We start from the raw sequence: 17,596 nt of genomic DNA, 5'->3' as shown, positions 1-17,596 counted from the left end.
CGCAGCTTGATGCACCACGCCGCCACCGGCGCCGACATCGACCCCGACCAGGTGTCCTTCACCCGCACCCTGCGCCTCGTCCGCCGCCAGGTCACCACCCAGGCGGCGTTTTCCCCCCTCACGACTGACCCGGGCACTACGCCGAGCCATCCGTGAAATCCTGCGCCACCTCACCACCCGCCGCCCCCGCAGCAACCCGCGCGTGATCAAACGCAAGATGTCGAACTGGAAACTCAAACGAGCCCACCACCGCGACCCCGCGCCTCCCGACCACACCATCACCGTCGTGGAAGCCACCAAACCCAGCCCCGCCAAGCGAAAGAAACCCAACATCACGTCTTAAGTCAGCGGTATTGGGACTAGACCCCAGACTGACGCCGCCCGCCCGCGGTCAACGGTGTCAAGATAGGGCCGGTTGTGGCTTTTCTTGACGCATGTCCGCCCGACTCTTAAAGTTCAACCTGACGTTTCGGGGTGCGGAAGGGGCGGACGATGCGGGTCGGATACGTCAGGGTCAGCACGGTCGACCAGAACACCGTCCGTCAGCTCGAAGGGATCGACGTCGAGCGGACGTTCACCGACACCGCGTCCGGGAAGGACACCGCCCGCCCGAAGCTCGATGAGCTGATCGCGTTTGTCCGCGACGGCGACACGGTGATCGTGCACTCGATGGATCGCCTGGCGCGCAACCTCGACGACCTGCGCCGGCTGGTACGGACCCTGACCGGTAAGGGCGTGCGGGTGGAGTTCGTCAAGGAGAGCCTGACGTTCACCGGCGAGGACTCGCCGATGGCCACGCTGCTGCTGTCGGTCATGGGCGCGTTCGCCGAGTTCGAACGGGCGCTGATCCTGGAACGCCAACGAGAGGGGATCGCCGCGGCCAAGCAGCGCGGCGTCTACACCGGCCGCAAGCCGGCGCTCACCGCGGCGCAGGCGCAGCAGCTCCGGGAGCGCGCCGCAGCCGGCGAGCACAAGTCCACACTGGCCAAGGAGTTCGGCATCAGCCGCGAGACGGTGTACGCCTACCTGCGGCCGGTGGCCGCCACCGGCCGATCAACTGCTTAGCGTTGTTTTTTCGCTGGAAGCTACGCGCGGCCCAACAAGGGCGCTCTCGGAGGCTAGGTGTGACAACAGAACTCCTCGATCGCGGCCGCGCCCTCGGACTCCTCCGGAGTGGACTCCCAGGGCAACCGTCCCCGCGTGGTGCGGACGGCCGCCCGATTGGCCAGCGGCGACGCATGGATCCGCCGCGCGCTATCCATCTCGTGCTTCAACCGAGCTCGGGGACGTCTGCGACTGTCCGGGTGAAGTTGGGAGTGCGCTTCTCTAGGAAGGCGGCGACCCCCTCCTTGCCGTCGCCGATCGAGGCGTGCCACATCGCGAGGCTGTCGCGGCGGTGGGCTTCGATCGGGTGGGTGGACCCGACGCCGGCGTACAGGAGTCGACGTGCCATCGCCAGTGCTGCAGTCGATCGGTTCTGTACGTAGGACAGCGCCAGTTCCTGTGCAGCCTCCAGCAGGTTCTCTGGCGAGAGAACCGATTTGACCAGGCCGACAGCCAGCGCGTCCTCGGCAGAGATGATGTCGGCCGAATACACCAGGTCGAGCGCATTCTGGAGGCCGACCAGGCGGGGGAGGAAGAACGAGGAAGCCGCCTCCGGAACGATGCCAAGACGCCCGAAGACGAAGCCGATGCGGGCCGCTGACGAAGCGAGTCGAACGTCCATCGCGAGCGTCATAGTGGCACCGATGCCGACGGCAGCGCCGTTAATGGCGGCAATCACGGGCTTGTCGCACTCGTGAATGGCGAGGGTGACCTTGCCTCCCGTATCGCGGACGCCATCCTGATATGGCGCTTCGGTGAGGTGATCACGAAGCGCCGCGGCAGTCGGTCCCGCATCTTCGTCCAAGCCGAAGACGTTGCCTGTAACCGAGAGATCCATACCGGCGCAGAATGCCCTGCCTCGGCCAGTGACGACGACGGCCCGAACCGAGTCGTCCTCTCGGACGGCCCTGAAGGCATGCTCGAGTTCCGATGCCATCGTGACCGTGAAGGAGTTCATTTGATCAGGCCGGTCGAGGATCAGGGTCAAGACTCCGTGCTCGGATACCGACCAATCCAAGGTCTCGAACTGCATTGGTTTCCTCCTTGTGTTGGAAAGCGCGTCCGATTCGGCGCCGGCCATGTCGGCATGTTGGCTTGTGCGACCGCGTGGACCGCGCGTCAGCCCGCGCTGGCGACGAGCTTCGGCAGATCGGCGTTGATCAACGCATGGGCTTCCTTGACGATCGAGTCCACGACGTCGCGACACGAGCGGACCTCGTGGATGAGTCCCTGGGACTGTCCGGTCCACCACATACCGTCGTCCATCAAACCGTTGACGAGCACAGCTTCACGTCCTCGTGCACCGGAGGCCAGGTGGGCGATGTCGTCAAAGCTGGAGTCTGGACGCTGCTCGATATCCCTGATCTCCTCTGAGACCAAATTGCGTGCGACGCGGGCGGTGTTGCGGAACTTCCTGAATACCAGTGTCGTGTCGCGCTCGGTGTTGGCGACGATCTTGTCCTTGACGTTGTCGTGCACCTGCGCCTCGGTGGTGGCAACGAAACGAGTGCCCATGTTGATTGCGTCCGCACCGAGGGCGAGAGCCGCAACGAGGCCGGCACCGGTGGCGAATCCCCCCGAAGCAATCGTGACGATGTCGACCTTCGAGCTGACGGCCGGGATGAGTACGAGGCCGGGGATATCGTCTTCCCCTGGGTGCCCTGCGCACTCGAATCCGTCGATAGAGATGGCGTCGACGCCCATTCGCTGCGCCGCCAGTGCGTGCCGAACAGCCACGGCCTTATGAACGACCTTGATTCCGGCGTCCTTCAGGGCTTTCACATGCTCGGCCGGATTAGCTCCAGCGGTCTCCACGATCCCGACACCGTTGTCGATGATGACTTGTCGGTACTCGTCGTATGGGACGGGCTGTACGGTCGGCAGAATGGTCAGGTTTACGCCGAACGGCCTCGTGGTCAGTGATCTGGTGCGAGCGATCTCGGCGTCGAGATCTGCCGGCGTAGGCTGTGTCAGCGCGGACAGGAAACCTAGGGCTCCGGCATCGGCGACCGCAGCAATGAGCTCCGCCGTACCCACTCCGGTCATCCCGCCGCAGACAATCGGGTGCTGAATGCCGAATTCTTCGGTGAAGCGCGTCTTAAACATGAAGGCCGGCCCCTTGGTAGTCGACAGCGTCGATCACCGAGCGCTGTGGATCTTGGTCGCCATGGGCCCGTTGGGCTCCATGGGATTGGTCTGTCTGCCCGTCCTCGGACCGGATGGTCCGTCACCAGGAGCGGACGATTGGCTGGCGCAAACTGGTGGCCGGCGACAGCGGGGTCGCCTCGTCCGTACCCTGCACACCGTCGTCGCGCAGGCCCGTGGTCTAGGCCTGAGGATGATGCTCAGTGCATAACCGGTGCCCGAGCGAGGTCTCGTTGCTTGCGGGCACCGCCAGACGAGCACCACTATCGATCGCCAGGTTCAGGAGCCACTCGGCCCGGGGGCTTGCTGAGCAAGGGGGTAGCACACGTGACCGTCGTCTGCAGTGTAGGTGGATCTTATGCGCGGCCGAGGTAGCGATTGAGCACATTGCAGGTCACACGCTCCACCATCGGATCCTGCCTGAGTAGCCCGGCCACCCACTCACAGCTTCCTGCGTTGAACACCTCTCCCTCGCCACGTATGAAGTTGACGATCATCCCGCTGCCACGCTTCATCTTTTCAATGTGGTCGTCGGTCACCTCGCCGAACAGCAGCTCAGCGGCGGCACGAACTTCCTCGTCCCCGAATTCGAAGTCCTCCCGCGAAAGGCCGTTGCTCCATTCCGCCCAGCTGGCCATTCCTACCGCGAGGATTTCGAGGCCATCTGGTGCGCCACTTGACGGCGAAGGGTAGGGCAGTCCGCCGCGAATCTCGTAATCGAGCCCATCGACTTCGTAGCCGAAGATGTGGCTCTCCGCACCGAGCACATCGCCATAGAAGAGCCCGGTGTCGGCGAACGCCCAGTGCTCCGGCCTGTAGATGGGGAAGCCGCGCGCTCCGCGCGGCACGTTGCCCTGCCAGCCGGCATAGGGACCGTCGGTTGCATTCAATCCGAAAGTCCGTGCGCCAGGACGGCCGACCTCTGGCGCCTCCCAAAAAGTCGCCGTTCGAGTGATCCGCCCAGCGTTGTACAGCGGGTCTAGGGCGCGAGCGCGGTCCTTGTAACAAACCTGCAGTCGTCCCTCGTCCTCGAGCCGTATCTGCCAGGCGAAGTTCCCAGCAAACCGGGCCACACCTCCGCCCTGCTCAACATAGGCATCAACCGCGTCGCGCATCTCCCAAGTCCAGTACTCGTCATGGCCCACGATCGTGACGCAGTCATATTCGGACAAGATTTCAGGAGAGAAATGCAAGTCATGCTGACTGATGAGATCGACGTCATAGCCAACACGCTCGGCGAATCGCAAGAAGTGTCGGTCGTAGGTCGCCCACCCCGCCGAGGCGTACTTCTTCGAGTGACCAGTCGCGTAAGCCCACTCCTTGTGCACGTGACGGGGCGCCGTCTTGGGCGGCACCATCACCTCCAACGGGACACGGGGAGCCTCCGGCGGTAGCGTGACGAAGCCACGTGCCCACGGGCGTTGCGTCGAGACGCGAGGCGACCACTCGTTTCGACCCGGGCCAGTGATCCCGTCGTAGTGGTTGGATCCCCCCCACGTGTTGTATGCAAGCCAAGTACTGGTCGCCGCTACTTGCAGTACGCGACCCGCCTTGCGTTGACCGAGCTTCGGCCGCACGATCAGGAGATGCTGATAGTGGATGGGCCGATCATCACGACCCTGCGCCGTTAGCTTCAGTCGGTAGCCGCCGGACGGCCAACCTTCTCCAACCTCGAACTCGAACGTTGTTTCCCAACCACACCCTTCGACCGAGCACTGATCAGGCGTGTCCTGCCAACCTGCGACGAGATCACTCTTCTCGAAGACCTTTATCTCAACTGCGCCATCCCGAAAAATCTCGAGGGAAAAACGCGGAGCCGTTGAGCTCACCTGCAACCGAACCAGTTCGCCCGGACCATATGACATACGATCGGTGTAGCACCAGATTTCACCCCGAGACCCGTCCATGCCCGGCCATTCATAGAAATGGTTTAGCCATGCGAATCGGCGCTCTTCGGCGGTCAGGCCAAAATCGGGGAAGTTCGTCGGAAGTCCGTTTCCCATTGCAAGCCCTACGATTCCTATCTCTAATTTTCCGTGGTGGTTATTTGGTCAAATTTCGAGCGCGCAGAACCGCCGCGCCAGCGACCACATCACCATTACTCGGGCAGCTGTCACCCAGTCGGCCATAAGCCAGGAACGAGCGTGGATTCGGGCAAATCACGGTAGATCTTTAGGTCATGATCGGCAGGCTCTCGTTCGCTTGGTAGGCATCCAGCCTGGTTGGTGCTCGTCGGTGCAGACGAGGTCGTCAAACAACGACATCAGTCGATCCGTGGGCTATTGGAAAGGAGCGTGCGGGTGTAGTCCTCCTGCGGCTGGTCCATGACGCGCACGACCGGACCGGCCTCGACGACTCTCCCGGCCTGCAGGATCTCGACTCGCGCGGCGATCGAACGGACCAGCGCAAGGTTGTGGGTGACGAAGAGCATGCTGATGCCCTTGTCTTTGCGGAGCCCCTCGAGCAGGGAGACGATGGAGCCCTGGACCGACACGTCGAGGGCCGAGGTGATCTCGTCGCAGATCATCACGTCCGGCTCGGCGGCCAGGGCCCTGGCGATCGCGACACGCTGGCGCTCGCCGCCGGAGAGCCGGTTGGCCTGGTAGTGCAGCATCTGCGGGCCTAGTGCCACCTGCTCCATCAGCTCCACTACGCGGTCAGTGGCCTGCTTGCCCTTGGCGAGGTCGAACAGCTCCATCGGCCGCTTGATGATCTGCTCGACGGTCAGGCGCGGGTTCAGCGAGAGATAGGGGTTTTGGAAGATGTACTGGATGCGGCGGCGGTCCTCGGCGCTGCGCCGGCGGGCGCTCGTCGCGAGTTCTCGGCCCTCGAAGGTGAGCGTGCCGGTCCAGTCCTTGTGCAGACCGCCCACACAGCGGGAGATCGTGGTCTTGCCGCTGCCGGACTCACCGACCAGGGCCACGACCTCGCCCTTGGCGAGGTCGAAGGCGACATCGTGGACGACCTGCTTGCGGCCGTAGAAGATGTTCAGTCCGTCGACGGAGAGGATGATGTCCCGCTTCCGGTCGGGGTCGGCGTCGGGCACGGTGCCGCGGTTGATGTCCCAGGTGCCGATTTCGTCGGTGCGGATGCACCGCACCTGGTGCCCAGGCGCGACCTCGAGCAGCGCCGGGACCTGCTGGCGGCAGTCATCGATCGCGAAGGAGCAGCGGTCGTTGAACCGGCAGCCGCCGGGGCGAGCCCCCGGGGCAGGCGTGCGGCCCGGGATGCCCTTGAGGTCGCGGGCCTGACTCAAATGCGGAATGGAGTCGAGCAGCGCCCGGGTGTAGGGGTGCGAGGGGTTGGTGAAGATCGTCTCCTTGGGGCCGAGTTCGGCGATCTGGCCGGCGTACATCACGGCCACGCGGTCGGCGATGTTGGCGACGACCGCGAGGTCGTGGGTGACGTAGAGCGCGCTGACCCCGTGTGCGCGGCACAGCTCGGCCATAGTGTCGAGCACCAACTTCTGGGTCGTTACGTCCAAGCCGGTGGTCGGCTCGTCGAGCACCAGCACCTTCGGCTTGGGCAGGAACGCCATCGCCAGCGCCACGCGCTGCACCTGGCCGCCGGAGAGCTGGTGGACGTAGCGCCTGAGGAACTCGTCGTCGTTGGGCAGCCCGACCTCGGCCAGACCGTCGCGCGCGCTCTGCAACCGGGACTCGGCGGTGCCGATGCCACGCAGCTGCTGGAGCTCGACGATCTGCTTGCCGATCCGGATCGCAGGGTTGAGAGCAGAGGCGGGATCCTGCGGCACGTAGGCGATCTCGGCGCCGCGAAGCTGGCGCACCTGTTTCCACGGCAGCTTGAGAATGTCGCAGTCGCTGAGCAGAACCTTGCCGGAGGAGATCACCGCTCCGGCCCGCGCGTAGCCGAGCAGTGAGGTGCCGACAGTGGTCTTGCCGGAGCCGGACTCCCCGACCAGCCCGACGACCTCGCCGGGGTGCAGCACGAGGTCGATGTCGTCGACCACATTGACGCGCCGGCCGGTCAGGGAGACCCCGAGGTCCTCGATGACGAGCCCGCCGGTCAGTGTCACGCTGTGTGCGGTGTCCGGGGTGGTCGTCGTATACATCAGTCATCTCCTCTCTGCGTGGCCTGGGCGAGACCGTCGGCCATCAGGTTGGTGGCGATGGTGAAGATGGCGATCATCAGCACCGGGGCGACCACCGCCCACGGCTGGGTGGTGAGACCGAGCCGGTTCTCGTTGAGCATCTGCCCCCAGTTGGCCGCCCCCGCGTTGGTCGAGAAGCCGAGGAAGCCGAGGGCGGCGACCAGGCCGATGGAGTACGTGAGCCGCAGCCCGGCCTCGGCCAGGAGCGGGCCGGTCATGTTCGGCAGCACCTCCGCGACGATCACCCGGGAGCGCTTCTCACCCAATGCCTCGGCGGCGAGCACGAAGTCACGACTGACGATGCCGAGGGCAACACCGCGGGCGACGCGGGCAACCCGCGGGGCGTGCGAGACCCCGACGAGCAAGACGATGATCCACGATGCGGGATCGTCAATTGCGGTCAGCACCACCAGCGCCAGCAGGATCTGCGGGAAGGCGAGCACCACGTCGTTCAGGCGCATGATGATCTCGTCCCACCAGCCGCCGCCGTAGGCCGCCACCACACCGATCAGCACACCGAGGACCATGCCCAGCAGCGTGCCGAGCACCGAGATCACCAGGATGCTCTCGCCGCCGTGCATGACCCGGCTGAGCACGTCCTGACCGAGGTAGTCGGTGCCGAAGGTGCCCTTCTTGGAGTATGGCGGACCGGCGGTCTCGTTCTGGCCGTAGGGTGAGAAGTGCGGCGCGATGATCACGAACAGCACGATCAGCACGGAGACCGAGAACCCCAACGCGAACCGCTTCTGCCCCAGGGCGCGCCGGAAGAACGACACGCGGGCCGCGCTCGCCCTCGCGGCCGGGACGGTGATTGGCGTGGTGTCTGCACTCATGAGGAGATCGCCGTCCTCGCGCGAGGGGTGAGCAGGATGGACAAGACGTCAGCGAGCAGGTTCACCACGACGTAAACCCCGGCGATGATCATGCTCAGCGCCTGCACCATCGGCACGTCGTGGTTGCGGACCGAGTCAACGAGCTGCGCGCCCACGCCGGGGTAGGAGAACAGCGTCTCGACCAGCACCACGCCACCGGCCAGCCAGGCCAGCTGAAGCGCGATGACCTGGACGCCAGGCACGATCGCGTTGAGCAATGCGTGCTTGCGAACGACGACCCCTTCGGGGATCCCCTTGAGCCGGGCCAGCTCGACGTAGTCGCTGTCGAGCACCTCGAGCAGGGTCGACCGGACGATGCGCGAGACATAGGGCGCGACAGCCAGGACCAGTGTCGTGACCGGCAGCACCATGCCCTTGGGCTGGTCCCACGGATGCCCGCCCGTCGACGAGATCGTGACCGCCGGGAAGAGGTGGAACACCGAGGTGGCGAACAGCGCGACGAGCAGGATGCCGGTCAGGAACTCGGGCAGCCCTGCAAGGGCCAGCAGGATGGTCTGGATGACGGTGTCGGGCCGGCGGCGGAAGTGGGCGGAGACCATCGCGATCCCGAATGCCACGGGGATCATCACGGCGGCCGAGAGCACCACCAGCACCAGGGTGTTCTCGACGTTGGCGGAGATCTGCCCCCACACCGGTCGCTGGTTGGCCAGTGACGTGCCGAGGTCACCCTTGCAAAGGCCGCCGAGCCAGTGGAGGTAGCGCGAGACGAGGTTTTCGTTGGAGTGCAACTGCGCCCGAAGCTGCGCCACTCGGCCGGGGTTGGAGTTGTAGCTGCGACCGAGGATCGCCCGCACCGGGTCCCCGAGCGCGGCAGTGGCCAGGTACACCAGGATCGAGACCAGCCAAAGGGTCAGGACGGCCAGCCCGACCCGGCGCAGCAGCCAGACGGTCCAGGCCGCTGCACCGGACCGGCCTCGCGGAGGCGCGACGTCCTCCAGCGGGTTCGGGAGTGTCGCCACCTGAGTCATGTCAGACCGACACTTTGTTGAACTTGTAGTTGCCGAGCGGGAGGTACCTGCTCGGCTCCAGCCCCTTGACGTTCGAGGCGTAGCCGTCGACCTGCTTGTGGAAGCCCCAGATGATGTAGCCGCCCTCGTTGTACTCGATCTCCTGGGCCTGGTGGAGCAGGGAGTTTCGCTTGCTCTCGTCAAGCTCCGCCACGGCGGCCGCGATCAGGCCGTTGAACTGCTTGTTGTCGAAGTGCGTCTCGTTGTAGAGCCCGTTCGGCAACGCGGACAAGCCGGCCTGGTTGATGTAGTTGCGGGTGTACCAGAAGTCCTGGGCGAAGGGGTAGGACAGATAGCTGGCGTCGTAGAACGGGTCCTTCACCGTGACCTTGACCTGCACGCCCGCGGCCTTGGCCTGCTGGGTGAACAGGTTGGCGGCCGCAACGGCGGCCGAGCTGATGTCGTTGCCGGTGAACAGCTCGACCTGCAGGCTTTCGTGGCCCGCCGATTTGAGTAACGACTTGGCTTGGTCGATGTCCTGCACCCGCTGGGGCAGGTCCTTGGCGTAGGCCGAATCGAATGGCGCGTACAGGTCGTTGCCGAGCGTACCGTAGCCGCTCAGCACCTGATCGATCATCGCCTTGCGGTCGACGATCAGCCGCACGGCCTGCCGGACCCGCACGTCGTTGAACGGCGCCGTGTCGACCCGCATGGTGAACGGCTCCCAGTCGCCGGTCTCAGCGATCAGCACACCGCCGCCAGCACCCTTGATCGTGTTGATCAGGTTGTAGGGCAGGTTGTCGATGGTCTGGATCTGGCCGGCCTGCAGCGCGTTGACCTTCGCGTTGTCGTCGGCGAAGTTCTGGATCTGCAACTCGTCGACGAACGCCTTCTCGCCCCAGTAGTCGGCGTACCTGGTGAAGGTGCTGGTCTTGCCGGGCTGGAACGACTTGTAGCGGAAAGCGCCCGTGCCGATGGGGTTGTTGGGGTCGAACGTGCCCTCGGGGATGATGCCGCAGCCATACTCGGCCAGCAGCGAGTCGAGAACCGCGAACGGCGTGCGCAGGACCAGCTGCAGGGTGGTCTTGTCGACGACCTTAGTCGACTGGAAGTCGATGAGCTTGGCGAGCTGGGTGCCGGCCATCATTGGCTTCTCCGGGTTGGCAAAGCGCTGGATGCTCTTCCACGCGTCGTCGGCCGTCACGTCTTTGCCGTTGTGGAAGGTCACGCCCTGGCGCATCGTGATCGTCCAGGTCTTGCCGTCCGTAGACGGCTCGACCGACTCCGCCAGTGCGGGCACCAGCTGGTAGTTGTTGTTCAGGAACAGCAGCGGCTCGTATAGGTTGCTCACCCGGGCGACGTCCGCGTTGGTTCCCGGTTGGTGCGGGTCGAGGGTGTCCTTGCTGGTGGCGCCGGTGGCGCCGTGGATCAGCAGGCCGCCCGACTTGCTCTTGCTGCCGTTGCTCGCGCCGTCACCACCGCACGCGGTGAGCAAACCGCTGCCTGCGACGACCGCGGCACCCATGCCGAAATACTTCAGCAGCTGACGGCGGGAGACATCCGGGAGACCAATACCGGGCTGGTTCATTTCTGACTCCTCTGGGAAGTAGTGTGAGCGGTGGTGGGGTCCTCTCGCTCCTATTCGCGACGTCCGGTGGCTGCTCGACCAGCTCGAAGAGGTCGAAGATGCGGCACCCCGACAAGCTTCAGCGGCCTTTCCAGACCGGCTTGCGCTTCTCGGCGAACGCCTTGAAGCCCTCGAGTCCGTCCTCGGAGCCGTAGAGAGTGTCGACCGTGGGCAACTTCCGCTGGGTCACCTGATCGAACACCACCTGGAAGCCCTCGGCGACTCGGGCGACCTCTTTGATCGCGGCGAAGACCAGCGGAGGACCGGACGCCAGTAGGCGCGCGACCTCCCAAGCCTTGTCCATGACGGCCGCTTCGTCGGGCAGTACCTCGTTGACCACGCCCCATCGGTGTGCCTCCGACGCAGGCATCCACCGTCCAGTGAGGAGAAGATCCATTACGACGTGGTACGGCATCCGCTTCGGCAGCTTGACCGTCGCCGCGTCGGCGAGCGTGCCGGCGTAGACTTCCGGCAGCCCGAACTGAGTCGGTTCCGAGGCGTAGATGAGGTCACACGCGAGAGCGATTTCGAAACCGCCGCCCATCGCGAGTCCGTGAACTGCGGCGATTACGGGCTTGTTCAGGTCGGGCAACTGCTGCATACCGCCGAATCCGCCGATGCCGTAGTCGCCGTCGACCGCGTCCCCAGCAGCACCTGCCTTGAGGTCCCAGCCGGCGCAGAAGAACTTCTCGCCCTCGGTGCGCAGGATCGCGACCCTGAGGTCCGGGTCGTCGCGAAAGCCTGCGAAGACCTCGCCCATGATCCGGCTCGTGGCCAGGTCGATCGCGTTCGCCTTCGGCCGGTCGAGGGTCACCTCGAAGACCCCGTCCTCCGTGCGCGTACGCAGCACGCCGTCGCCATACACCTGCTCATTCATATGCTCAGCCCTGTCCGGGGCTGCAGCACGCCGCGCAATGATGTGGCGTTGGCTCCTTGACGTGCCGTCGCAGATGCGCTCCGGGCGGATGCCGCGCCAGATGCGCTCAAGGGCAGCCCCGCCTGCTGGCCCAGGTTCATCGGACCTCGCCAGCACCGGCGTAGTCGAGCAGGCCGCTCGATCCCCGCTTGGCGAATTCGTTTCCGATGATGAGCTTTTGGATCTCCGACGTTCCTTCCCAAATTCGGTCGACCCGCACTTCACGCCACAGCCGTTCGACGGGGTTCTCCCGCATGTAGCCGCGCCCGCCGAAGACTTGGACGGCGTTGTCGAGACAGCGGTTGGAGGCCTCGCTGGCGCTCAGCTTGATGACGGCTGCCTTAGCGTGCAACGCCTTGCGGTCGAGGCCATGGTCAGCCTCCCAGGCGATCTGATAGACGAAAGCGCGGTTAGTGAGGATGTCGGCGGCGTTGCGTGCGAGCAGGTCCTGAATCAGCTGGAAGTTGATCAGGCGCGAACCGAACTGCTCACGCTCACGAGCCCAGTCGGTGGCCAGGCGCGTAGCGCGGTCGGCTGCGCCGAGGGTGCGCGCACCGATCATGATGCGCTCCTCGACGAACCAGTCGCGAGTCAGCTCGAACCCCTGACCGACTTCTCCCAGCATCTTGTCGGCCGGCACCCGGACATCGGTGAAGATGAACTCGGGGTGCTCGTAGACGAAGCTGTGGGTGAAGCGAGGAACCCGCTTGACCTCGACACCGGGCGTGTCCCGGTCGATGAGGAACATGGTGGGCGCACCGTCGACGCTGCACAGCGTGATGATGAAGTCCGCGATGTCCCCGAGCGTGACGAAGATCTTCTCACCGTTGACGATGTAGGAGTCGCCGTCCTTCACCGCCGTCGTGGCGATGTGGCGAGCATCGGAACCAACGTTCGGCTCGGTGATCGAAACTGCCGACCGACGGTCACCGAGAACCTCTGGAAGACCGTACTCCTCCCATTGCTGGGGTGTACACGCCCGGAGCGCGTTGGCCGGCCGCCAAGCGGTGTCCCAAAGAGCTCCGGTGAGCCTGCCGATCTCCTCGGACACGATGGCCTGATCCGTCACTGATGGGCTAGGACCTCCGAGCTGCCGGGGCATGTTGACGGCGGCAAGGTCGTGATCCAGGACGAGCTGCTTCACCTTTGCGTGCTGTGCCGGGGTGAGCCCGTTGTTCTCCTCGCAGTCCTGCTCGAAGGCGTACATCGCCTCCGTCCACGCGCGAGCGCGCATCTTCAATTCGATCTGCTGGGACGTCATTCTGAAGTCCATTGCTGGCTCCTATCGGTAAGTCGAGCAGGGTCGTTCGTCGGCCCTGTGCGGCGTCGTCGGGTATTACGGCTGCGGCCGTCCGGCCCAGCGAGCTGGCCGGGTCGCGGTGGCGATCGGCCGGCGGAGCGCGCTCGCTCACCGCACGTCACGACGGCAACCGCCGCCCACCGCACCGCTCGGAAGCACAAGGCACGCCCGCGAGCGGTTCAGGTGAGCCGAAAGCACATTCGACGGCGGCCCGCGCCGACGAGACCCTCGGGGCGGTGCGGCGTCCGGGGTCGCCGGCACAGCTGCACCGACCGTCGCACCGGCAACGCGTAAGACGCCCACCCCCGGAGTGCTACCTGCTCCCGGGGTCGGTTCCGCTGACGTCTCTCCCCTCGTCATGAGTGCATGACGATTCGGGCATCGAGTCCGAGTGCTCGCTCGGGGGTCACCAGTACCGGGTTGACCTCGATCTCATCGATCTCGGGGTGCTCGACTGCAACGCGTGCAACGGTGACCACTGCGTCGACGAGTTCGTCCAGGTCGAGTGGACGCCTTCCTCTGACTCCATGCAGAAGGGCGGACCCTCGCAGGCTTTCCAGTAGGGATCGGACGTGCGACCTGTCAACTGGTGCGAGCGCGAAGGCAACGTCGTGCAGTATCTCCGAGAAGATTCCGCCGAACCCCACCATGACGACGGGGCCGAAGCGTGGGTCTCGCCGGACCCCGACGACTAGTTCGTGACCTTCAGAGCCGTCCACCATCTGTTCGACACAGAATGCGGGCGGCCCGAGGCGTGCGGTCATATCGTTGATCGCCGCACGCACGTTCTTCTCGTCCGAAAGGGCGAGAGCAACTCCTCCCGCGTCGGACTTGTGCAGCAGACCCATCGCCTTGACGACAACCGGGTATCCGATCTCGGCCGCTGCCTTCGCGGCCTCGTCCGCCTTCGTTACGAGTCGCGCGTCCGGGAATGTGATGCCCGCTTCGCTGAGCAGCGCTCGTGTCTCCCAGTAGTTCGTGCCCGACACTGGCTCCTTGGTGGTGACAAGGACGGGTGGCGTCGGCGCGGGTCGATCGGCGTTCGCAGCGAGCAAGGCCAGTGCCTCACACGCATTCACCACATCTGAGAAGATCGGCACCCCGAACCGCTCGAGGGTCTTCACGGCTTCGCTGTCCGGCCAAAGCGTGTGCACGGCCACTGGCTTTCCGCTCTCAAGTGCCGCTCGGGCCATCTCCTCCGCTGTAGCGACTTCCGCTTCTCCGAACGTGTCGTCGCTGTACCCGCTGTAGCCGCCGAAGTAGCCGGTCAGGAGTACCGCGTCGAGTTCGGCGGTGTCGAGAAGCAGCCGCAATACCCGCGCGAAGGAGGTGATGTCCCGTTCACCTGCTCCTGCCAAGTCGATCGGGTTGAGTACGCCGGCGGACGGGGTGAGTTCCGAGCGTAGGGCGATGGAGAGGTCGGTGGTCAGCTGCGGGACCACCAGGCCGACGCTGGCCGCGACGTCCGACGCAACGGATGCATGCCCACCCGAGTCGGCCATGACAGCGACGCGCCGTGCAGCGGCGCCGTGGAAGGTGCTGAGCAGAGCAAGGAGGTCGCTCATCTCGCGTGGACTCCGGACACGGTCGACACCGGCTGCTCTACAAGCAGCGTCGATGACGTCACTGTTGGAGGTCATCGCCCCTGTGTGAGACGCCGCCCCCCGCATCGAACCCTCGCTACTTCCGACTGTGAGCAGGACGACCGGCTTTCCAGCTGCGACCGCCTCGCCCGCTGCGATGACGAAGTCCCTGCCGTCCCGAAAGTCCTCGCAGTACACGGCGATGAGTTTGGTTTCGTCATGGTGAATGCAGTCACGAATCAGGTCGGCGGCTGTGATGTCGGCCTGGTTGCCAAGTGAAGCGAACCGGGAGAAGCCTAGGCCGTGACGACCTAGGGAGTTGCCGAGTTCAGCAGCGATGCTCCCACTCTGGGAGAACAGGGCCACGTGACCTGACGGGAGTGGGTCCGAGGACAGGTAGAGGCCGCTGCTGCTGTCTTGGACGCCGAGACAGTTTGGTCCGATGAGGACGGCACCGGCCGCGCGAACGCGCTCGACGATAGCCGCTTCGCGAGACCGTCCCTCGACTCCGAGCTCGGCGAATCCAGACGCGATCACAACGATCGCTTTCGCGCCGGCATCCAGCACGTCGTCCACGACTTCCTCTAGACCGCGCGCGGGCACGGCGAGGACGGCGAGGTCAACGGGTCCTGGCAGAGCTCGAACACTGGTGTAGGTCGAGTGCCTGAGTACGGGCTCGCCTTTGCGATTGACCAGGTACACCTGCCGTTGAGCGGGTTCACGAAGCGCATGCTTGCTGATCCAATTGCCGTATTTCGACCCGTCGTTGGAGGCGCCGACGACAACGACCGAGGATGGGGCGAAGAGTGCGTTGAGGTCGCGTGCGCTGCTTGGCCGAATGGTCATGCTTGTCTCCCTACTGCCTGGGGAACGGGGTGACCCGTTCCCCAGGCGTCTACGCCGCCGTCGGCGACGACCGTGGTTCCGGTGACGTACCCGCCGCCGCGCGATGCGAGGAAGGAGATCAGTTCCGAGACCTCATTGGGTTGGCCCATGCGTCCTACCGGGATTCCTTGTTCCCACGTCCGCCGCACGTGTTCGGGGTAGGCCGCTTCGAGGCCGTCCGTGGCGATCGAGGAGGCAGCAATACATATGGTGCGGATTCCATATCGGCTCCACTCCAGCGCCAGACCTGCGGCCATGTTTTCAACGGCCGCACGCGCGGATGTGGCGTGGACCATGTTCGGAATGCCACGCCGGGGCGAGAACGCCATGAAGAAGACGACTCCCGAGAGATTCGGGATCATCGAGCGAACTGCTACTTGCTTGGTCATCGCCCACACCGCGTCGACGGCAATGTTGTGCACGGCTCGCCATCCGTTGGGGCTGATTTCTTCGGCGGGTGCCATGAACTGGCCGCCCGCGTTGTTGACGAGGAAGTCGATTCGCCCGTATTCGGAAATTGCTTTGTCGACTACATGGGTGATCTGTTCGAGTTCACGGAGGTCGGCCTGGATGTCGAGGCAGCTCCCGCCTTGCGCTTCGACCGCCATACGAACTTCGCGCAGAGGCTCTGCGCGTCGACCGCACACCACCACCTTCGCTCCGCCGGCTGCGAACTCGAGCGCTATCGCGCGACCGAGGCCCGTCCCGCCACCGGTGACCAAGACGGCTCGGTCCTCGTGCACGTCGGCGCGCAGTACACGGCTGCCCAACATCACTCCCCATGGCCGGATGCTCTGAATGATGCGTCAGTAAGCCACAGGCATGACCACGTGTCAAGGGCAGGAGCCCAGGCTGGAGGCCACAGATGCGAGCGAACATGCCCTCAAACACTCTGATGCGCGCATCAGCCGAACTGCGCTACAGTAGCCGCCAGAGAGGACGGAGGGACCAGTGTCGACGACGACCAAGAGACTCGGAACCGAGGAGGAGCGACGTGCCGCGATCCTCGACGCTGCATGGAGGTTGATCGCTGAGCGTGGCATCCACGCGGTGCGCGTGGCCGACATCGCGAAGGTCTGCCAGACCAGTGCGGCCAATGTGTACAACTACTTTCCTGACAAGAACGACGTTCTTACCGCTGCCCTCAGACATTGTGTGGCGAGGTCATTCGACAGGCAGGACGCTGAACTGCGACGCATCGACAACGGCTACGAGCGGATGCTCAAACTGATCGACATGGTTGTGCCACGGATAGGCGAACGACGAGACGAATGGTCGATCTGGCTGCAGTACTGGACGGAAGTCTCGCTTCACCCGGAATACCGACCGGTTCACAATGAGTTCTACGAGCGCTGGCGAGACACCGTAGTCCGGATCATGCGACGAGGTCAGCGCCAGGGTGTCTTTCGCGATGATGTCGACGCCACGCGAGTGTCCATGCAACTTACGGCGATGATCGATGGACTCGGCGTCCAAGTGCTGACGGGCGTCCGCGGCATGACCGCGACAACGATGCGCGACCTACTCGTCGACTACGTCGACCGTGAGTTGTTGCCTTGAGCCTGCTGCGGTCAAAACTGGAAGGGAACCTTTCTGCGTTCCCTCCCGTCGCGGCGCCCCCGTCCAATGAACACCGTCGCGCGGCCGTCGCGATCTGCGTGATCGACGCGAAGGAGCCCCACGTCCTCCTGATCAAGCGTGCGGCGAGGGGCCAGAACGCCGGCCAATGGGCGCTACCCGGCGGCCGGGTCGAACCGAACGAAACGCACATCGAGGCGGCTCTACGGGAAACCGAAGAGGAAATCGGGCTCTATGGAGACCTGGATTCTGCGCTTGGCACTCTCGACGACTTCGTGTTTCACAGCGGTCCAGGGTTTGTCATCACTCCGGTTGTGTTGTTCTTTTCAAATGCTGACCGAGTACGCCGCAGCACCGCGGAGGTGCATTCGGTCCATCGCATCTCTCTGGAGCGCCTGACCTCCCCAGAACTGTAACTGTTCAGCTGGTTCCTGGTAGCCAGGTCCGTCCATTGTGGAGATCGGTGAGGGCTTCGAGGGCGTTGATGCCGTGTTTGCGGGTGGTGGA

The 17,596-nt window shown here is 64.6% G+C and carries 14 protein-coding genes; 3 read left to right on the top strand and 11 right to left on the bottom strand.

Annotation, left to right across the window (positions count from 1 at the left end; all coding sequences use genetic code 11):
• The first annotated feature begins 492 nt into the window (after positions 1 to 492).
• Entirely contained in the window at positions 493 to 1,065 is a 573-nt protein-coding gene (locus tag ACGFI8_RS46980) for a recombinase family protein (protein WP_392815395.1), read from the top strand.
• A 205-nt stretch (positions 1,066 to 1,270) separates the two neighbouring features.
• Here ACGFI8_RS46980 and ACGFI8_RS46975 read toward each other — a convergent pair whose 3' ends face one another.
• The 11 genes from ACGFI8_RS46975 to ACGFI8_RS46925 form a co-directional block, all read right to left on the bottom strand.
• A complete protein-coding gene (locus tag ACGFI8_RS46975) occupies positions 1,271 to 2,137 on the bottom strand; it encodes a crotonase/enoyl-CoA hydratase family protein (protein WP_392815393.1) in 867 nt (288 codons plus the stop codon).
• A gap of 86 nt (positions 2,138 to 2,223) precedes the next feature.
• Positions 2,224 to 3,210 carry an NAD(P)H-dependent flavin oxidoreductase gene (locus tag ACGFI8_RS46970; RefSeq protein WP_392815391.1) on the bottom strand — a complete coding sequence of 329 codons (987 nt, stop codon included), beginning with the start codon at positions 3,208 to 3,210 and terminating at the stop codon, positions 2,224 to 2,226.
• A 395-nt stretch (positions 3,211 to 3,605) separates the two neighbouring features.
• Complete coding sequence (locus tag ACGFI8_RS46965) at positions 3,606 to 5,252, bottom strand: N,N-dimethylformamidase beta subunit family domain-containing protein (protein WP_392815388.1); 1,647 nt, start codon at positions 5,250 to 5,252, stop codon at positions 3,606 to 3,608.
• Positions 5,253 to 5,512: 260 nt separating this feature from the next.
• On the bottom strand, positions 5,513 to 7,321 hold the full coding sequence (locus ACGFI8_RS46960; RefSeq protein ID WP_392815386.1) for an ABC transporter ATP-binding protein: 1,809 nt from the start codon (positions 7,319 to 7,321) through the stop codon (positions 5,513 to 5,515).
• Positions 7,321 to 8,193: an ABC transporter permease gene (locus ACGFI8_RS46955; protein WP_392815383.1), complete on the bottom strand. Its 873-nt coding sequence runs from the start codon at positions 8,191 to 8,193 to the stop codon at positions 7,321 to 7,323. Before ACGFI8_RS46955 ends, ACGFI8_RS46960 begins: the two co-directional genes overlap by 1 nt.
• On the bottom strand, positions 8,190 to 9,212 hold the full coding sequence (locus ACGFI8_RS46950) for an ABC transporter permease (protein WP_392815381.1): 1,023 nt from the start codon (positions 9,210 to 9,212) through the stop codon (positions 8,190 to 8,192). The genes ACGFI8_RS46955 and ACGFI8_RS46950 overlap by 4 nt, the downstream gene beginning before the upstream one ends.
• Positions 9,213 to 9,222: 10 nt before the next feature.
• Positions 9,223 to 10,788: an ABC transporter substrate-binding protein gene (locus ACGFI8_RS46945; RefSeq protein ID WP_392815378.1), complete on the bottom strand. Its 1,566-nt coding sequence runs from the start codon at positions 10,786 to 10,788 to the stop codon at positions 9,223 to 9,225.
• Positions 10,789 to 10,906: 118 nt separating this feature from the next.
• A complete protein-coding gene (locus ACGFI8_RS46940) occupies positions 10,907 to 11,704 on the bottom strand; it encodes an enoyl-CoA hydratase-related protein (RefSeq protein WP_392815376.1) in 798 nt (265 codons plus the stop codon).
• Between the two features lie 136 nt (positions 11,705 to 11,840).
• Positions 11,841 to 13,016, bottom strand: coding sequence for an acyl-CoA dehydrogenase family protein (locus ACGFI8_RS46935; RefSeq protein ID WP_392815373.1), 1,176 nt, complete (start codon positions 13,014 to 13,016; stop codon positions 11,841 to 11,843).
• A 383-nt stretch (positions 13,017 to 13,399) separates the two neighbouring features.
• Complete coding sequence (locus ACGFI8_RS46930) at positions 13,400 to 15,472, bottom strand: acetate--CoA ligase family protein (RefSeq protein ID WP_392815371.1); 2,073 nt, start codon at positions 15,470 to 15,472, stop codon at positions 13,400 to 13,402.
• The gene (locus tag ACGFI8_RS46925) at positions 15,469 to 16,284 is read right to left on the bottom strand and encodes an SDR family oxidoreductase (RefSeq protein WP_392815368.1); all 816 of its coding nucleotides are present in this window, start codon (positions 16,282 to 16,284) and stop codon (positions 15,469 to 15,471) included. The genes ACGFI8_RS46930 and ACGFI8_RS46925 overlap by 4 nt, the downstream gene beginning before the upstream one ends.
• 178 nt (positions 16,285 to 16,462) lie before the next feature.
• Here ACGFI8_RS46925 and ACGFI8_RS46920 point away from each other — a divergent pair, with 178 nt between their 5' ends.
• Both ACGFI8_RS46920 and ACGFI8_RS46915 read left to right on the top strand, forming a co-directional pair.
• Positions 16,463 to 17,071, top strand: coding sequence for a TetR/AcrR family transcriptional regulator (locus ACGFI8_RS46920; RefSeq protein ID WP_392815365.1), 609 nt, complete (start codon positions 16,463 to 16,465; stop codon positions 17,069 to 17,071).
• A complete protein-coding gene (locus tag ACGFI8_RS46915) occupies positions 17,068 to 17,505 on the top strand; it encodes an NUDIX hydrolase (protein WP_392815363.1) in 438 nt (145 codons plus the stop codon). The genes ACGFI8_RS46920 and ACGFI8_RS46915 overlap by 4 nt, the downstream gene beginning before the upstream one ends.
• The last annotated feature ends 91 nt before the right edge of the window (positions 17,506 to 17,596 follow it).

The organism is Dactylosporangium sp. NPDC048998, assembly GCF_043197855.1.
GTDB lineage: Bacteria > Actinomycetota > Actinomycetes > Mycobacteriales > Micromonosporaceae > Dactylosporangium.
This window is presented reverse-complemented; position numbering and strand designations above follow the sequence as displayed.

Bases quoted from the DNA above. Each gene is read 5' to 3' on its own strand.
- ACGFI8_RS46980 (WP_392815395.1), top strand. From the start codon at position 493: ATGCGGGTCGGATACGTCAGGGTCAGCACGGTCGACCAGAACACCGTC.
- ACGFI8_RS46975 (WP_392815393.1), bottom strand. From the start codon at position 2,137: ATGCAGTTCGAGACCTTGGATTGGTCGGTATCCGAGCACGGAGTCTTG.
- ACGFI8_RS46970 (WP_392815391.1), bottom strand. From the start codon at position 3,210: ATGTTTAAGACGCGCTTCACCGAAGAATTCGGCATTCAGCACCCGATT.
- ACGFI8_RS46965 (WP_392815388.1), bottom strand. From the start codon at position 5,252: ATGGGAAACGGACTTCCGACGAACTTCCCCGATTTTGGCCTGACCGCC.
- ACGFI8_RS46960 (WP_392815386.1), bottom strand. From the start codon at position 7,321: ATGTATACGACGACCACCCCGGACACCGCACACAGCGTGACACTGACC.
- ACGFI8_RS46955 (WP_392815383.1), bottom strand. From the start codon at position 8,193: ATGAGTGCAGACACCACGCCAATCACCGTCCCGGCCGCGAGGGCGAGC.
- ACGFI8_RS46945 (WP_392815378.1), bottom strand. From the start codon at position 10,788: ATGAACCAGCCCGGTATTGGTCTCCCGGATGTCTCCCGCCGTCAGCTG.
- ACGFI8_RS46940 (WP_392815376.1), bottom strand. From the start codon at position 11,704: ATGAATGAGCAGGTGTATGGCGACGGCGTGCTGCGTACGCGCACGGAG.
- ACGFI8_RS46935 (WP_392815373.1), bottom strand. From the start codon at position 13,016: ATGGACTTCAGAATGACGTCCCAGCAGATCGAATTGAAGATGCGCGCT.
- ACGFI8_RS46930 (WP_392815371.1), bottom strand. From the start codon at position 15,472: ATGACCATTCGGCCAAGCAGCGCACGCGACCTCAACGCACTCTTCGCC.
- ACGFI8_RS46925 (WP_392815368.1), bottom strand. From the start codon at position 16,284: ATGTTGGGCAGCCGTGTACTGCGCGCCGACGTGCACGAGGACCGAGCC.